Below are 14,087 nucleotides of genomic sequence, written 5' to 3' on the forward strand. Positions count from 1 at the left end.
CTCCCGCGCCAGGCGCGGGAGCGATCAATTAGATGTTCTGGCGATCGCCTTTCGGATCGAAGAACACCGAAGAAACGATTTCCGCCTCGATCACGCTGCCATCCGCCAGCGGTGCGAACACCCGCTCGCCCATGCGCTTGAGACCGCCCTTCACCACGCCCATGGCAAACGAATAGCCGAGGGAGTTGTGCGCGTAGCTGGAGGTCACGTGGCCGACCATGGTCATCGGGATCGACTGCTTGGTGTTGAACACCAGCTGTGCACCTTCCGGCAGCCATACGTTCGGATCGATCGGCTTCAGGCCCACCAGTTGCTTACGCTGGTCCCGCACGCAGTCTTCACGGTTCATGCCGCGCTGGCCGATCCACGAGAACGGTTTGGTGCGACCAACGCACCAGCCCATGTTCAGGTCGTCCGGCGTCATCGAGCCGTCGGTGTCCTGGCCGACGATGATGAAGCCCTTCTCCGCCCGCAGAACGTGCATGGTTTCGGTGCCGTACGGGGTCAGGTTGTACTGTTTGCCCGCCTCGACGATTTTTTCCAGCACGCCCATCGCGTAGTCGGCCTGGACGTTGACTTCGTACGACAGCTCACCGGTGAATGAGATGCGGAACACCCGTGCCGGTACACCGCCGACCAGACCTTCTTTCCAGGTCATGAACGGGAAGGCTTCGTTGGCCAGGTCGATGTCGGTCACGGCGCTGAGCAGCTTGCGGCTGTTCGGGCCGGACAGGGTCATGGTCGCCCAGTGGTCGGTGACGGAGGTGAAGTACACCTTCAGGTCCGGCCATTCGGTCTGGTGGTACAGCTCCAGCCACTGCAGGACGCGAGCCGCACCGCCGGTGGTGGTGGTCATGACGAAATGGTTGTCGGCCAGACACGCCGTCACACCGTCGTCGAAGACCATGCCGTCTTCCTTGCACATCAGGCCGTAACGGGCCTTGCCCACGTCGAGCTTGGTCCAGGCGTTGGTGTACACGCGATTGAGGAACTCGCGGGCGTCCGGGCCCTGGATGTCGATCTTGCCCAGGGTCGAAGCGTCCAGCAGACCGACGCTGTCGCGCACAGCCTTGCATTCGCGTTTGACGGCGGCATGCATGTCTTCGCCGTTTTTCGGGAAGTACCACGGACGTTTCCACTGACCGACGTCTTCGAACTCGGCGCCGTTTTTCAAGTGCCATTGATGCAGTGCGGTGTAACGCACAGGTTCGAAGATGTGCCCGCAGTGACGACCGGCTACCGCGCCGAAAGTGACCGGCGTGTAGTTCGGACGGAACATCGTGGTGCCCATCTGCGGGATGGTCACGTTCAGCGAGCGGGCGGCAATCGCCAGGCCGTTGACGTTGCCGAGCTTGCCCTGATCGGTGCCGAAGCCCAGCGCCGTGTAGCGTTTGACGTGTTCGACCGACTCGAAACCTTCGCGGGTCGCCAGTTCGATGGCGGCGGCGGTCACGTCGTTCTGCAGGTCGACGAATTGCTTCGGTGCCCGGGAAGTGCCCTTCTCGTGCGGCACCTGGAACAGCGCCAAGGTTGGTTCTTCGAGACGGCTCAGGGCTTTCGGCAACACGGCTTCAACGGCCTGAAAACCGGCTTCGGACGCAGCGCGCACGCCGCCTTCAAAACCGTCAGCCAGCGAATCGCCGAGACCGTAGACGCCGTTGATGCCACCGACGCAAACACGTTTCTGCGGTGCTTCGCCCGGTACGAAACCGAGGATGTCTTCACGCCAGATCGGCTTGCCGCCGAGGTGCGACGCCAGGTGAACCACCGGGCTGTAACCGCCGGAGCTGGCGATCAGGTCGCAGTCGAGCCATTCGCCCGGGCTGGTGACCTTATGGCCTTTGACATCGATCGCCGCCACGCGGGCAGCGGTCACGTGCTTGCTGCCACGGGCCTCGATCACGGCGCTGCCGGTGAGGATGCGAATGCCTTTGGCGCGCGCTTCCTCAACCAATGCGCCACGCGGATTGCTGCGGGCGTCGGCGATGGCGACCACTTGCAGGCTGGCGTCGAGCCAGTCCAGCGCCACGCGGTAGGCGTGATCGTTGTTGGTCGACAGCACCAGTTTTTTGCCCGGTGCCACGCCGTAACGGCGCACGTAAGTCGAGACCGCGCCGGCGAGCATGTTGCCCGGCACATCGTTGTTGCCGTAGACCAGCGGACGCTCGTGAGCGCCGGTCGCCAGCACCACACGCTTGGCGCGGACGCGGTGGATGCGCTGACGCACCTGGCCGATCGGCGCGCGGTCACCGAGGTGATCGGTGAGGCGTTCATGAATGGTCAGGAAGTTGTGGTCGTGGTAGCCGTTGACCGTGGCGCGCGGCAACAGCAGCACGTCCGGAGTACTCTTCAATTCAGCGATGACGCCGGCCACCCATTCCATCGCCGGTTTGCCGTCGAGGCTTTCGCGAGAATCGAGCAGGCTGCCGCCGAACTCTTCCTGTTCATCGGCGATGATCACCCGCGCACCGCTGCGCGCAGCCGCCAGGGCAGCGGCCAGACCGGCCGGGCCGGCGCCGACGATCAGCACGTCGCAGTGCTGGTTCATGTAGTCGTAGGTGTCCGGATCGACTTCGGTCGGCGAACGACCAAGACCTGCGGCCTTGCGAATGTACTTTTCGTAAGTCATCCAGAACGATTGCGGGTACATGAAGGTTTTGTAGTAGAAACCCGGCGGCATCAGCTTGCCGCCGACCTTGCCGAGAATCCCCATCATGTCGTTGTTGACGCTCGGCCAGCCGTTGGTGCTGGTGGCGACCAGCCCTTGGTACAACGCCTGTTGCGTGGCGCGCACGTTAGGGATCTGGGTGGCTTCGGTAGCACCGATCTGCAGCACCGCGTTCGGCTCTTCGGCACCGGCGGCGAAGATGCCGCGCGGACGCGAATACTTGAAGCTGCGGCCAATGATGTCGACGCCGTTGGCCAGCAGGGCTGCGGCCAGCGAGTCGCCTTCAAACCCTTTGTAGGTCTGGCCGTTGAAGGTGAAGCTCAGCACTTTGTTGCGGTCGATCCGTCCACCGTTGGACAGGCGATTGGTCTGGCTCATACCTTCTCTCCCAGCGCCGTCGTGGCTGTTTTCGCAGTGTCAGCCTTGTCGGTGAATTGCGGCTTGGTGCCGATCTTGTAGGTTTCGAGAATCTCGTAGGTCACGGTGTCGCGGGTGACGTTGAAGTACTGGCGGCAACCGGCGACGTGATCCCACAACTCGTGGTGCAGACCGCGCGGGTTGTCGCGGAAGAACATGTAGTCGCCCCACTCCTCGTCGGTGCAGCTGTTCGGATCCAGCGGACGCGGGATGTGCGCCTGGCCGGATGCGTGGAATTCCTCTTCGGAGCGCAGTTCGCCGCAGTGAGGACAGAAGATATGCAACATGGGGATTTCTCCTGTTAGTGGGCGACAGCCGCAGCGCCGTGTTCGTCGATCAACGCACCGTTGTGGAAACGGTCGATGGAGAAAGGTGCGGCCAGCGGGTGCATTTCACCCTTGGCCAGACTCGCGGCAAACACGTTGCCCGAGCCAGGTGTGGCCTTGAAGCCACCGGTGCCCCAACCGCAGTTGAAGAACATGTTCGGTACCGGAGTTTTCGAAATGATCGGGCAGGCGTCCGGCGTGGTGTCGACGATGCCGCCCCACTGACGGTTCATGCGCACTCGCGACAGCACCGGGAACATCTCGACGATGGCCTGGATGGTGTGCTCGATCACCGGGTACGAACCGCGCTGGCCGTAGCCGTTGTAGCCGTCGATACCGGCGCCGATCACCAGGTCGCCCTTGTCGGACTGGCTGATGTAACCGTGCACGGCGTTGGACATGATCACGCTGTCGATAATCGGTTTGATCGGCTCGGACACCAGCGCCTGAAGCGGGTGGGATTCGATCGGCAGACGGAAACCGGCGAGCTTGGCCATGTGCCCGGAGTTACCGGCGGTGACCACACCGACGCGTTTGGCGCCGATGAAGCCCTTGTTGGTTTCAACACCGATGCACACGCCGTTTTCCTTGCGGAAACCGATCACTTCGGTCTGCTGGATCAGGTCCACACCGAGGGCGTCGGCGGCACGGGCAAAGCCCCACGCCACGGCATCGTGACGGGCCACGCCACCGCGACGCTGAACGGTTGCGCCCATCACCGGGTAGCGGGTGTTTTTCGAGCAGTCGAGGTACGGAATTTCGTCCGCGACTTGCTTGGCGTTGAGCAGTTCGCCGTCGACGCCGTTGAGGCGGTTGGCGCTGACCCGACGCTCGGAATCACGAATGTCCTGCAGCGTGTGGCACAGGTTGTAGACGCCGCGCTGGGAGAACATCACGTTGTAGTTCAGATCCTGAGACAGGCCTTCCCACAGTTTCATCGCGTGTTCGTACAGGTGCGCCGACTCGTCCCACAGGTAGTTGGAGCGAACGATGGTGGTGTTGCGCGCGGTGTTACCGCCGCCCAGCCAGCCCTTTTCGACCACGGCCACGTTGGTGATGCCGTGCTCCTTGGCCAGATAGTAGGCGGTCGCCAGACCATGCCCGCCGCCACCGACGATGACCACGTCGTAGACCTTTTTCGGGGTCGGCGTGCGCCACATGCGCTGCCAGTTTTCGTGGTGGCTGAGGGAGTGTTTGAAGAGGCCGAAGCCCGAATAGCGTTGCATAGTCATGTACTCCAGAACGCTCAGCGATAAACCGGGAAGTCAGCGCACAGGGCCGAAACCTGCTGGGCGACGTTGGCCTCGACATCGGCATCGCCGAGGTTGTCGAGGATGTCGCAGATCCAGCCGGCCAGCGTCACGCACTGGGTCACCTTGAAGCCGCGAGTGGTCACCGCCGGGGTGCCGATGCGCAGGCCGGAGGTCACGAACGGCGACTGCGGGTCGTTCGGTACGGCGTTCTTGTTGACGGTGATGTGCGCGCGACCGAGGGCGGCGTCGGCGTCCTTACCGGTGAGGCCCTGACGGATCAGGCTGACCAGGAACAGGTGGTTGTCGGTGCCGCCGGACACTACATCGTAGCCACGTTTGATAAAGACGCTCGCCATCGCCTGGGCGTTGTCGATCACTTGTTGCTGATAGGCCTTGAAGCCCGGCTCCAGTGCTTCCTTGAAGCACACGGCCTTGCCGGCGATGACGTGCATCAGCGGGCCGCCCTGGGCGCCGGGGAATACCGCCGCGTTGAGCTTCTTCTCGATTTCTTCGTTGGCCTTGGCCAGGATCAGCCCGCCACGCGGACCGCGCAGGGTCTTGTGAGTGGTGGTGGTGACCACGTCGGCGTACGGCAGCGGGTTCGGGTACAGACCGGCAGCCACCAGACCGGCGACGTGAGCCATGTCGACGAACAGCAGCGCACCGACCTTGTCGGCGATCTGACGAAAGCGCGGGAAGTCGAGGGTTTTCGAGTAGGCCGAGAAACCGGCGACGATCATTTTCGGTTTGCACTCGACGGCCAGACGCTCGACTTCGTCGTAATCGATCAGGCCGGTCTTGGTGTCGATGCCGTACTGCACGGCGTTGTACAGCTTGCCCGAGGACGACACCTTGGCGCCGTGGGTCAGGTGACCGCCGTGGGCCAGGCTCATGCCGAGGATGGTGTCGCCCGCTTGCAACAGGGCCAGGTACACGGCGCTGTTGGCCGAGGAACCGGAGTGCGGCTGGACGTTGGCGTAATCGGCGCCGAACAGCTGCTTGGCGCGTTCGATGGCCAGGGCTTCGACCTTGTCGACGTGCTCGCAGCCTCCGTAGTAGCGCTTGCCCGGATAGCCTTCGGCGTATTTGTTGGTCAGGCCGCTGCCTTGCGCTTCCATCACGCGCTTGCTGGTGTAGTTCTCCGACGCGATCAGCTCGATGTGATCTTCCTGACGTTGCTCCTCGGCATTCATCGCCGCCAGCAGTGCATCGTCGTAACCCTGGATCTGGTCTTGCTTGCTGAACATCGCGTCTCTCCCAGCGGCATCTGTGCGCCATTCGTCTCGGTAAGGCACGGCGTTCAGCCAATGCCCTTTGATGCGATGGTATGGCCGGCGCAGGGAGGTCAAATGCCTACGGACGCCACGCAAAGGTGCGTTTACGACATGGCGGCGGCGACGGACTCAAACAAGCAGCTGGCGCAAGGCCAGAAGAACCACGAAATGCGCGGGATAGAGCGCATACGCCCAGCGCCGCATGGGTGACGCGTGAAGGTAAGTGGCGTGTCGCAACAGGAACATTCCGAGCAGTGGCGCGATCAGGCAGGTCGCAATCCCGAGGATGGCGACCTGGTTGCCGAACTGCGCGGATTCGTAGAGCACCCGCCATTGATTCGCGGCCAGACATAGCAGGCCCGGCAGCAGGCTGAAATACCAGGGCCGACGAAACACCAGCAACATCGCCAGTGGCAGCAGGACGCCGAACAGACCGAACATCAGTCGCTCCGGGAACATCGCCGCCAACAGCAGCGCGCCGACGGCCAGCAATCGCGAAATCAGCGCTCGCGCCTGCCAGCCCCGCGCCACCAGCAGGCCCAGCGCCAGCGTCGGCATCACGTTCAACGTGTCGGGCTCTGGAATGTACAAACGGTAGGGAATTTCACTCACAGCGCTGAACAGCAACAACCAGCCCAGATAACGCCATTCGGTCTTGCGCGCGCCGTCACGGGCCAGGTTCGCCGCCATCGCCAGGCAGAACCACGGGAACGCCAGCCGTCCCGGCACATACAGCCAATCGGCGCTGATCCCGACATATCGCAAGTGATCGAGCAGCATGCTCAGCAGCGCCAGCCACTTGAGCAGATCGAGTGCGCCGTCGCGCCGGCTCAGGTGCATAATCGGCTCGCATCCTTGTAAAGTTCTGACAGCGACATCCCGTGTGCTCCCCGGATGATCTTCGGTAAAGTGCGCACCATCATTGACCAACGGAGCGCCACAAGCGCACCGACCACGGAAGCCGGCCATGACCGACAAGAGCCAACAATTCGCCAGCGACAACTATTCCGGTATCTGCCCTGAAGCCTGGGCTGCCATGGAACAGGCCAACCACGGCCACCAGCGCGCCTATGGCGACGATGAGTGGACAGCACGCGCCTCCGATTATTTCCGCAAGCTGTTCGAGACCGACTGCGAAGTGTTCTTCGCCTTCAATGGCACCGCCGCCAACTCCCTCGCGCTGTCGTCGCTGTGCCAGAGTTACCACAGCGTGATCTGCTCGGAAACCGCCCACGTCGAAACCGACGAATGCGGCGCTCCGGAATTCTTCTCCAACGGTTCGAAACTGCTGATCGCCGGTACTGAAAACGGCAAGATCACCTCGGCCTCGATCCGCGAAGTCGCCCTCAAGCGCCAGGACATTCACTACCCGAAACCGCGCGTCGTGACCCTGACCCAGGCCACCGAAGTCGGCAGCGTCTACACCCCGGAAGAAGTCCGCGCCATCAGCGACACCTGCAAGGAGCTGGGCCTGAACCTGCACATGGACGGCGCGCGTTTCTCCAACGCCTGCGCCTTCCTCGGCTGCTCGCCGGCAGACCTGACCTGGAAGGCCGGCGTCGACGTGCTGTGCTTCGGCGGCACGAAGAACGGCATGGCGGTGGGTGAGGCGATCCTGTTCTTCAACCACAAACTGGCCGAAGACTTCGATTACCGCTGCAAACAGGCCGGGCAACTGGCCTCGAAAATGCGCTTCCTGTCGGCGCCGTGGGTCGGCATCCTGGAAAACGACGCCTGGCTCAAATACGCCCGCCACGCCAACCACTGCGCGCAACTGCTGGCCGAACTGGTCAGCGACATCCCGGGCGTGGAACTGATGTTCCCGGTCCAGGCCAACGGCGTGTTCCTGCAACTCTCGGAACCGGCCATCGCCGCCCTGACCGCGCGCGGCTGGCGCTTCTACACCTTCATCGGCAAGGGCGGCGCGCGCTTCATGTGCTCGTGGGACACCGAAGAAGAACGCGTACGCGAACTGGCACGCGACATCCGCGAAGTCATGTCGGCCTGATCGCCTCCCCGTGGCGCGGGAGCCTGCTCCCACGCCACAGCTCCTCCCCCTCCTGTTTCAGCTCCATCGTCTACATTGTCTGTCGAGCCATCGCTCACATAACAATAAGCAGGAGCTTGCGCATGTCGCTTAAAGGCAAAACCTTGTTCATCACTGGCGCCAGCCGTGGCATCGGGCGCGAGATTGCGCTGCGGGCTGCACAGGACGGGGCCAATATCGTGATCGCGGCCAAGAGCGCCGAGCCGCACGCCAAGTTGCCCGGCACCATCCACAGCGTCGCCGCTGAAGTCGAAGCGGCCGGCGGCAAGGCCCTGGCGCTGCAACTGGATGTGCGGGATGAGGAGGCGGTGCGACAGGTGCTGGCCCAGGCCAATCAACATTTTGGCGGGATCGATGCGCTGGTGAACAACGCCGGGGCGATCAAGTTGACCGGTGTGCAGCACATCGAGCTCAAGCGTTTCGACCTGATGCACCAGATCAACACCCGCGCGGTTTTGCTGTGCAGCCAGGCGGCCCTGCCCTACCTGAAGAAATCCTCCGGGCACATTCTCAACCTGTCACCGCCGCTGAATCTGGCCAGCAAATGGTTCGCGCAATACAGCCCCTACACCGTGACCAAGTACGGCATGAGCATGCTGACGGTGGGCATGAGCGAGGAGTTTGCCAACTACGGCATCAGCGTCAATTCGCTGTGGCCGCAGACCATGATTGCCACGGCGGCCATCGAGTTTCAGCTGGGCAATCGGGAGTCGTTCAAGCATGCGCGCACGCCAGCGATCATGGCGGATGCGGCGCATGTGATTCTGAGCAGCAGCGGGCGGCGGATTACCGGGCGGTTGTTGATTGATGAAGAGATCTTGCGCGAAAGCGGCGTGAGCGAATTCGACCACTATCGGTTTGAGCCGAAGAGTGACGCGAAGTTGATGACGGATCTGTTTATCGACTGAGCATTTTCAGAATAGACCTACACCAGGACCTACATAAACCAAACAGGCTTCGCCATAGACTGCCTGCTCCTTTTTCGAGGAGTGCTGACTATGGCGAACCCTGCCTACATGACCATTACCGGCAAGACTCAAGGCCTTATTTCAGCCGGGTGTTCGACCCCGGAATCGGTCGGCAACAAATACCAGAAAGCCCATACCGATGAAATCATGGTGTTCGCCTTGAGCCATGAAATGCGCCGCGACAACAACCTCGGCAAAGCCGTCCACCAACCGGTCATCATCACCAAAGCGGTCGACAAATCCTCCCCCTTGCTGGCCCAGGCGCATTCGAACAGCGAAGAACTCGAATGCACGATCAGCCTTTACCGAACCTCGCCTCAAGGTCAGCAGGAGAAGTTTTATTCAATTTCCCTCGATGGGGCCGTTCTGGCTGAACTCTCGCAGGAAGTGCCCCACGTCATTCTGCAAAACGACGCTCAACCTCAAGAACAACTGGCCATTCGTTACCGCGGCATCAGTTGGGTACACCACATTGCGGGCACCACCGGCCATACCTCGTGGGGCAGCCAGGATTGAACCCTCGATCACATGATCCCTGCGGCGTTGAGGATGCCGCAGGCAACTTGCTCGGCCAGGCGCTGACCGCCAGTGCTCGCCATCTGGCGTTCGGCATCGCGCGGGTGCAGTTCAATCAACAAGTCGCATATTTCGCCAAGCACATCACCGATGAGGTTGCCGCCGGACGCCTGACTCCGGAGCAGGGAATCCTTGCGCTTGTGCAGGAACAACACAACCTGCTGAACCAGTCTCGGATCCTGCAGCAAAACAGGCACGGAGCGATCACCGGCACGGCCAAGGCACGACGCTTGTCGATGCTCCCACAGCCTGCAGCAACTCCCGATCCGGAACGTCTGCTGCGGGCCGCTCACCAGCAGAACCTGAAAGTGACACGCCCGAACTCAGCCCCGCCCTCCTCTCCGCGTCCGGTCAACGACTTGCGAATGGTTCCCCGCGAGCATTGGCCGCAGGAGCTGCCGGCGCCCGAAGAGCCGGGGTTCTACATCGTGCCGAAAAGCGTGTCCGCCGAGAAACTTCAGGCGCAGCTGTTTGCGTCGCCAAACCCGAGTGTCATCGCCAAATTCAAAAGCCTGAATCCACTGGAGGACGTGGTGAAGGCCGGATCGATGATTGTTCTGAGTGATCCAGACAATCAGCAATGCACTTATGAAGAATCACTGCTGATGGAAACCGCGCACATCGTCAGCATGGCGCTGGCGCCGTTGACGGTGGAAGAGGCGGACTTTTTTGCCCAGCACTATGAGGTCATCAGAAGGACGCTTTCAGATGGGTCAAAAGTTATTGGGGTTGGTACTGCCATGGCGGCTAATCATCTGGATGGCATAAAAGCCGCTTTGAAAGACATTGAGGCATTGCATATCAGCACTATCGAGACCAATGGCAGCCTGAACTCAAAAGCATTCAAAAAGCGGCGCGCCGAATTACTTCAACGGCTGGACGGACAGCTAACCGGATTGACGAAGAAAGTCATTGGCCTCCCTGATCACCCAAACCTCAAGATCGCTCTAGGAATCGAGCATCCGCACCTGGTGCACCGCTGGAGGAAGGCTGGCGGCATCGGCCAGCCGCCCGGGTACGCCACTCACATTCAAGGCGTGGTGAAAGCCTCGCAATACGTAAAATATGGCGGATGGATTGGTACGGCCGTGGCTGGCGGAGCCTCGGCAATGAAGGTTCAGGATGTCTGTACGAACGAGAACGCCGAGGAGTGCGAAAAGATTAAATTCACCGAAACCGGAAGTTTTCTGGGTGGAGCTGTCGGTTCTGCTGTAGGTGCAAGCACGGCCTCCACCATTTGCGTAGCACTCGGGGTATCCAGTGCAGGAATCGGTGGGGCACTGTGCGGGATCGTGGTTGCGGGAGCCGGATCCTTTACGGTCGGCTATATGGGCGAAAAAGGCGGCGAAATCGCCGGTGAATTGATTTACGAGAAAACCCGATGAGTTATGAAACTGCAAGAGATGCCTTTATCATTCTAAACATCATAAACGTCGCCGCACTCATAATAATCAACTGCATCGTTTTATATATCGCAAAAACAAAAATAGAACTAATAATGAACAGCCTTCAAAACAGTTCGATCGCCGGAGGCCTTATGATGCTATGGCATGGAGGCGTGCGGGGGCGGATCTACATGATGGGGGAAATTTTTAGCTTCCTGAAACGTCCAGAAATCTACCTTTACCAAGGGAAACTGAGCGCAAAAGATATTAAAAATTTTCCGCCAGACTTCAAACGCACGCTACTTACACTATATAAATATCAGAGAATTTCCGGCTTAACTTTTTTGCTCTTTGGACTTCTCGCCGCATTAGAAATTATTTAAAAACAGCAACTAATGACTTCATACGATCTCCCCTACGAGAGATCGCCCCCAAGCCTGCAAACTGAATTCAATATTCGATCCGAACATCCCCCTTCGGCACACTGCAGCAAGAAAGAATGTACCCCTCCGCCTCGTCGTCCTCGGTGATCCCGCCGTTGTGATCCATCTCCACCTCGCCGCCCAGCTTGAGTACCTTGCACGTCCCGCAGATCCCCATGCCGCAGGCTTTCGGGATCATCAGGCCGACCTTCGCAGCCGCCGCATGCACGGTCTCGCCCGGGGCCACACGGATGCTCTTGTCCGAAGAGGTGAATTCCACCAGGTGCAGATCCGCCGCCGGCACTTCCGGTGCTTCCGCCGCCTGTTCCGCCTGCTCCACCGCATCGGCGCGGGCTTCCGGTGGCGTGGCGCCGAAGGATTCCTCGTGATAGCGCTTCATGTCGTAGCCGGCGTTTTCCAGCAGGCGTTTGACCGCCGTCATGTACGGCGTCGGGCCGCAGCAGAAGACTTCGCGCTCGAGGAAGTCCGGCACCATCAGTTCCAGCATCTTGTGGTTGAGGTAGCCGCGATAGCCGGCCCACGGCTCGCCCAGCCCATGCTTTTCGCAGATCAGGTGCAGGCTGAAGTTGTCGATCCGCGACGCCATGTGTTCCAGCTCGCGGTGGTAAATGATGTCTTTCGGTGAGCGAGCGCTGTGAATGAACGTCATGTCGACGTTGCCGTTGGTGTCGTAGAACCAGCGCGCCATGGACATCACTGGTGTGATGCCGACACCACCGCTCAGGTACAGCACTTTCGGGCTCGGGAAATCGATGGCGTTGAACAGCCCGACCGGGCCGTGCACCGCCAGCTCCTGGCCTTCATGCAGCGTGTCGTGCAGCCAGTTGGACACCTTGCCCCCCGGCACGCGCTTGATGGTCACCGAAAAGCTGTACGGCACCGACGGCGAGCTGGAGATGGTGTACGAACGCATGATCGGCTGGCCTTCGATCTCCAGCTCCAGGGTCACGAACTGTCCGGGCTTGAAGAAGAACAGGATCGGCTGGTCGGCCATGAAGCAGAAGGTGCGCACATCCCAGGTTTCCTGGATGACTTTGACGCAACGGACGATGTGTCGGCCATTGGCCCAGGTCTGGGTGGTGACCGGATTCAGGAAGCTGTTCGACATGCTGTTCTCCACGGCCGACTGTCGGCCTTCATGTGGCGATTCTGCGTATAGCGCGAACGCCCCGTTTACCTATCCGCGACATTGACATACTTATCGCGACCAGCCCCCAACCACCGGGGGTTGCGCGTCGGGAACAGATTGCACCATGTCGCCCACGGATAAGGTTCCGGGCAGCGGCGGCCCCACACTCGCCCCAACACAAACAGATTCTTTACACCTTGCGTAGCACCCCTTAGCCGCACACCCGATCAGCCACTTTCGCGGCCACGCAGATGGCCTTGAGGATTACATCGATGGACACCGCAAAAATCAGCCTGGGCGACCCGCTTGAACCCGCACGCAAGGCCACCGCACAAATGCTGCAGGAACGCGAGCGCACCTACTCCCTGCCGCAGCCGTTCTACAGCGACGAGCGGCTGTTCGATATCGACATGCAGGAGATCTTCCAGAAAGAGTGGTTGATCGCCGGCATGACCTGCGAGATCCCGGCCAAGGGCAACTACATCACCCTGCAGATCGGCAAGAACCCGATCATCGTCATTCGCGGTGCCGAAGGCGTGGTGCACGCGTTCCACAACGTCTGTCGTCACCGTGGCTCGCGCCTGTGCACCAGCGACAAGGGCAAGGTCGCCAAACTGGTCTGCCACTATCACCAGTGGACGTATGAGCTGGACGGTCGCCTGCTGTTCGCCGGCACCGAAATGGGCGCCGACTTCGACATGAAGCAGTACGGCCTCAAACCGGTGAACGTGAAGACTGCCGGCGGCTACATCTTCATCAGCCTGGCGGAGAACCCGCCGGCCATCGATGACTTCCTGTCGACCCTGAACCACTACATGGAACCGTACGACATGGAGAACACCAAGGTGGCGATTACCACCACCTTGATGGAAAAGGCCAACTGGAAACTGGTGCTGGAAAACAACCGCGAGTGCTACCACTGCAGCGGCTCTCACCCGGAACTGTTGAAAACCCTGCTGGAATGGGACGACGTCACCGACCCGCGTGCCGATCAGGCGTTCAAGGATCACGTCGCCGCCTCCGCCGCTGCCTGGGAAGCCGAGAAGATCCCTTACGCCCACGCCAGTTTCGGCCTGCGCAACCGCATCGTGCGCATGCCGCTGCTCAAGGGCACCGTCTCGATGACCATGGACGGCAAACAGGGCTGCGCCAAACTGATGGGCCGGATCAAGAACCCGGACCTGGGCTCGATGCGCATCCTGCACTTGCCGCACTCGTGGAACCACTGCATGGGCGACCACATCATCGTATTCACCGTGTGGCCGATCAGCGCTCAGGAAACCATGGTCACCACCAAATGGCTGGTGCACAAGGATGCGGTCGAAGGCGTGGATTACGACGTCGAACGCATGCGCAAGGTGTGGGACGCGACCAACGATCAGGACCGTCGTCTGGCCGAAGAGAACCAGCGCGGGATCAACTCCACCGCGTACCAGCCGGGTCCGTACTCCAAGACTTATGAGTTCGGCGTGGTCAACTTCGTGGACTGGTACAGCGAGCGGATGCTGAGCAACCTCGGCGCCGAGCCTGCACCGTACCTCAAAGGCGTGCCGGTCCAAGGCTGATTGCATCTGACCGATCGTTCCCACGCTCTGCGTGGG

At 60.8% G+C, this 14,087-nt stretch carries 12 protein-coding genes; 6 read left to right on the forward strand and 6 right to left on the reverse strand.

Features of this window, described 5'->3' with window-relative positions:
* Window positions 1-28 precede the first annotated feature (28 nt).
* From AC07XZ_RS00525 to AC07XZ_RS00545, 5 genes are all read right to left on the reverse strand, one after another.
* Window positions 29-3,046, reverse strand: coding sequence for a sarcosine oxidase subunit alpha (locus AC07XZ_RS00525; protein WP_074692149.1), 3,018 nt, complete (start codon window positions 3,044-3,046; stop codon window positions 29-31).
* Entirely contained in the window at window positions 3,043-3,372 is a 330-nt protein-coding gene (locus tag AC07XZ_RS00530; RefSeq protein WP_011336273.1) for a sarcosine oxidase subunit delta, read from the reverse strand. The genes AC07XZ_RS00525 and AC07XZ_RS00530 overlap by 4 nt, the downstream gene beginning before the upstream one ends.
* Window positions 3,373-3,386: 14 nt before the next feature.
* A complete protein-coding gene (locus AC07XZ_RS00535) occupies window positions 3,387-4,637 on the reverse strand; it encodes a sarcosine oxidase subunit beta (protein WP_003206307.1) in 1,251 nt (416 codons plus the stop codon).
* Between the two features lie 20 nt (window positions 4,638-4,657).
* Entirely contained in the window at window positions 4,658-5,911 is a 1,254-nt protein-coding gene (gene glyA / locus AC07XZ_RS00540) for a serine hydroxymethyltransferase (RefSeq protein WP_102685725.1), read from the reverse strand.
* A gap of 156 nt (window positions 5,912-6,067) precedes the next feature.
* Entirely contained in the window at window positions 6,068-6,778 is a 711-nt protein-coding gene (locus AC07XZ_RS00545) for a TraX family protein (protein ID WP_102685726.1), read from the reverse strand.
* A 127-nt stretch (window positions 6,779-6,905) separates the two neighbouring features.
* Here AC07XZ_RS00545 and AC07XZ_RS00550 point away from each other — a divergent pair, with 127 nt between their 5' ends.
* The 5 genes from AC07XZ_RS00550 to AC07XZ_RS00570 all read left to right on the forward strand — a co-directional run bounded on the left by AC07XZ_RS00550 (window position 6,906) and on the right by AC07XZ_RS00570 (window position 11,297).
* Window positions 6,906-7,946, forward strand: a complete 1,041-nt coding sequence (locus AC07XZ_RS00550; protein WP_102685727.1) for a threonine aldolase family protein — start codon at window positions 6,906-6,908, stop codon at window positions 7,944-7,946.
* A gap of 122 nt (window positions 7,947-8,068) precedes the next feature.
* On the forward strand, window positions 8,069-8,893 hold the full coding sequence (locus AC07XZ_RS00555) for an SDR family oxidoreductase (protein WP_102685728.1): 825 nt from the start codon (window positions 8,069-8,071) through the stop codon (window positions 8,891-8,893).
* Window positions 8,894-8,983: 90 nt separating this feature from the next.
* A complete protein-coding gene (locus AC07XZ_RS00560) occupies window positions 8,984-9,469 on the forward strand; it encodes an Hcp family type VI secretion system effector (protein WP_011336278.1) in 486 nt (161 codons plus the stop codon).
* Window positions 9,470-9,516: 47 nt separating this feature from the next.
* Window positions 9,517-10,914 (forward strand): hypothetical protein, encoded by a 1,398-nt coding sequence (locus tag AC07XZ_RS00565; RefSeq protein ID WP_256584310.1) that lies wholly within the window; start codon window positions 9,517-9,519, stop codon window positions 10,912-10,914.
* Complete coding sequence (locus tag AC07XZ_RS00570; protein WP_085746636.1) at window positions 10,911-11,297, forward strand: hypothetical protein; 387 nt, start codon at window positions 10,911-10,913, stop codon at window positions 11,295-11,297. The genes AC07XZ_RS00565 and AC07XZ_RS00570 overlap by 4 nt, the downstream gene beginning before the upstream one ends.
* A 67-nt stretch (window positions 11,298-11,364) precedes the next feature.
* Here AC07XZ_RS00570 and gbcB read toward each other — a convergent pair whose 3' ends face one another.
* Window positions 11,365-12,465: a glycine betaine monooxygenase reductase subunit gene (gene gbcB, locus AC07XZ_RS00575; RefSeq protein ID WP_011336281.1), complete on the reverse strand. Its 1,101-nt coding sequence runs from the start codon at window positions 12,463-12,465 to the stop codon at window positions 11,365-11,367.
* A 293-nt stretch (window positions 12,466-12,758) separates the two neighbouring features.
* On the opposite strand from gbcB, the gene gbca reads away from it, so the two are divergent.
* Window positions 12,759-14,051, forward strand: a complete 1,293-nt coding sequence (gbca, locus tag AC07XZ_RS00580) for a glycine betaine monooxygenase oxygenase subunit (protein ID WP_085746637.1) — start codon at window positions 12,759-12,761, stop codon at window positions 14,049-14,051.
* Window positions 14,052-14,087 lie beyond the last annotated feature (36 nt).

Source organism: Pseudomonas sp. GW458-11-26-14-LB4 (assembly GCF_059423925.1).

What these genes read in the sequence shown, in the direction of transcription:
- gbcB (WP_011336281.1), bottom strand. Translation starts at nt 12,465, where the DNA reads ATGTCGAACAGCTTCCTGAATCCGGTCACCACCCAGACCTGGGCCAAT.
- AC07XZ_RS00560 (WP_011336278.1), top strand. Translation starts at nt 8,984, where the DNA reads ATGGCGAACCCTGCCTACATGACCATTACCGGCAAGACTCAAGGCCTT.
- AC07XZ_RS00550 (WP_102685727.1), top strand. Translation starts at nt 6,906, where the DNA reads ATGACCGACAAGAGCCAACAATTCGCCAGCGACAACTATTCCGGTATC.
- AC07XZ_RS00530 (WP_011336273.1), bottom strand. Translation starts at nt 3,372, where the DNA reads ATGTTGCATATCTTCTGTCCTCACTGCGGCGAACTGCGCTCCGAAGAG.
- AC07XZ_RS00525 (WP_074692149.1), bottom strand. Translation starts at nt 3,046, where the DNA reads ATGAGCCAGACCAATCGCCTGTCCAACGGTGGACGGATCGACCGCAAC.
- AC07XZ_RS00555 (WP_102685728.1), top strand. Translation starts at nt 8,069, where the DNA reads ATGTCGCTTAAAGGCAAAACCTTGTTCATCACTGGCGCCAGCCGTGGC.
- AC07XZ_RS00545 (WP_102685726.1), bottom strand. Translation starts at nt 6,778, where the DNA reads ATGCACCTGAGCCGGCGCGACGGCGCACTCGATCTGCTCAAGTGGCTG.
- AC07XZ_RS00570 (WP_085746636.1), top strand. Translation starts at nt 10,911, where the DNA reads ATGAGTTATGAAACTGCAAGAGATGCCTTTATCATTCTAAACATCATA.
- AC07XZ_RS00535 (WP_003206307.1), bottom strand. Translation starts at nt 4,637, where the DNA reads ATGCAACGCTATTCGGGCTTCGGCCTCTTCAAACACTCCCTCAGCCAC.
- glyA (WP_102685725.1), bottom strand. Translation starts at nt 5,911, where the DNA reads ATGTTCAGCAAGCAAGACCAGATCCAGGGTTACGACGATGCACTGCTG.
- gbca (WP_085746637.1), top strand. Translation starts at nt 12,759, where the DNA reads ATGGACACCGCAAAAATCAGCCTGGGCGACCCGCTTGAACCCGCACGC.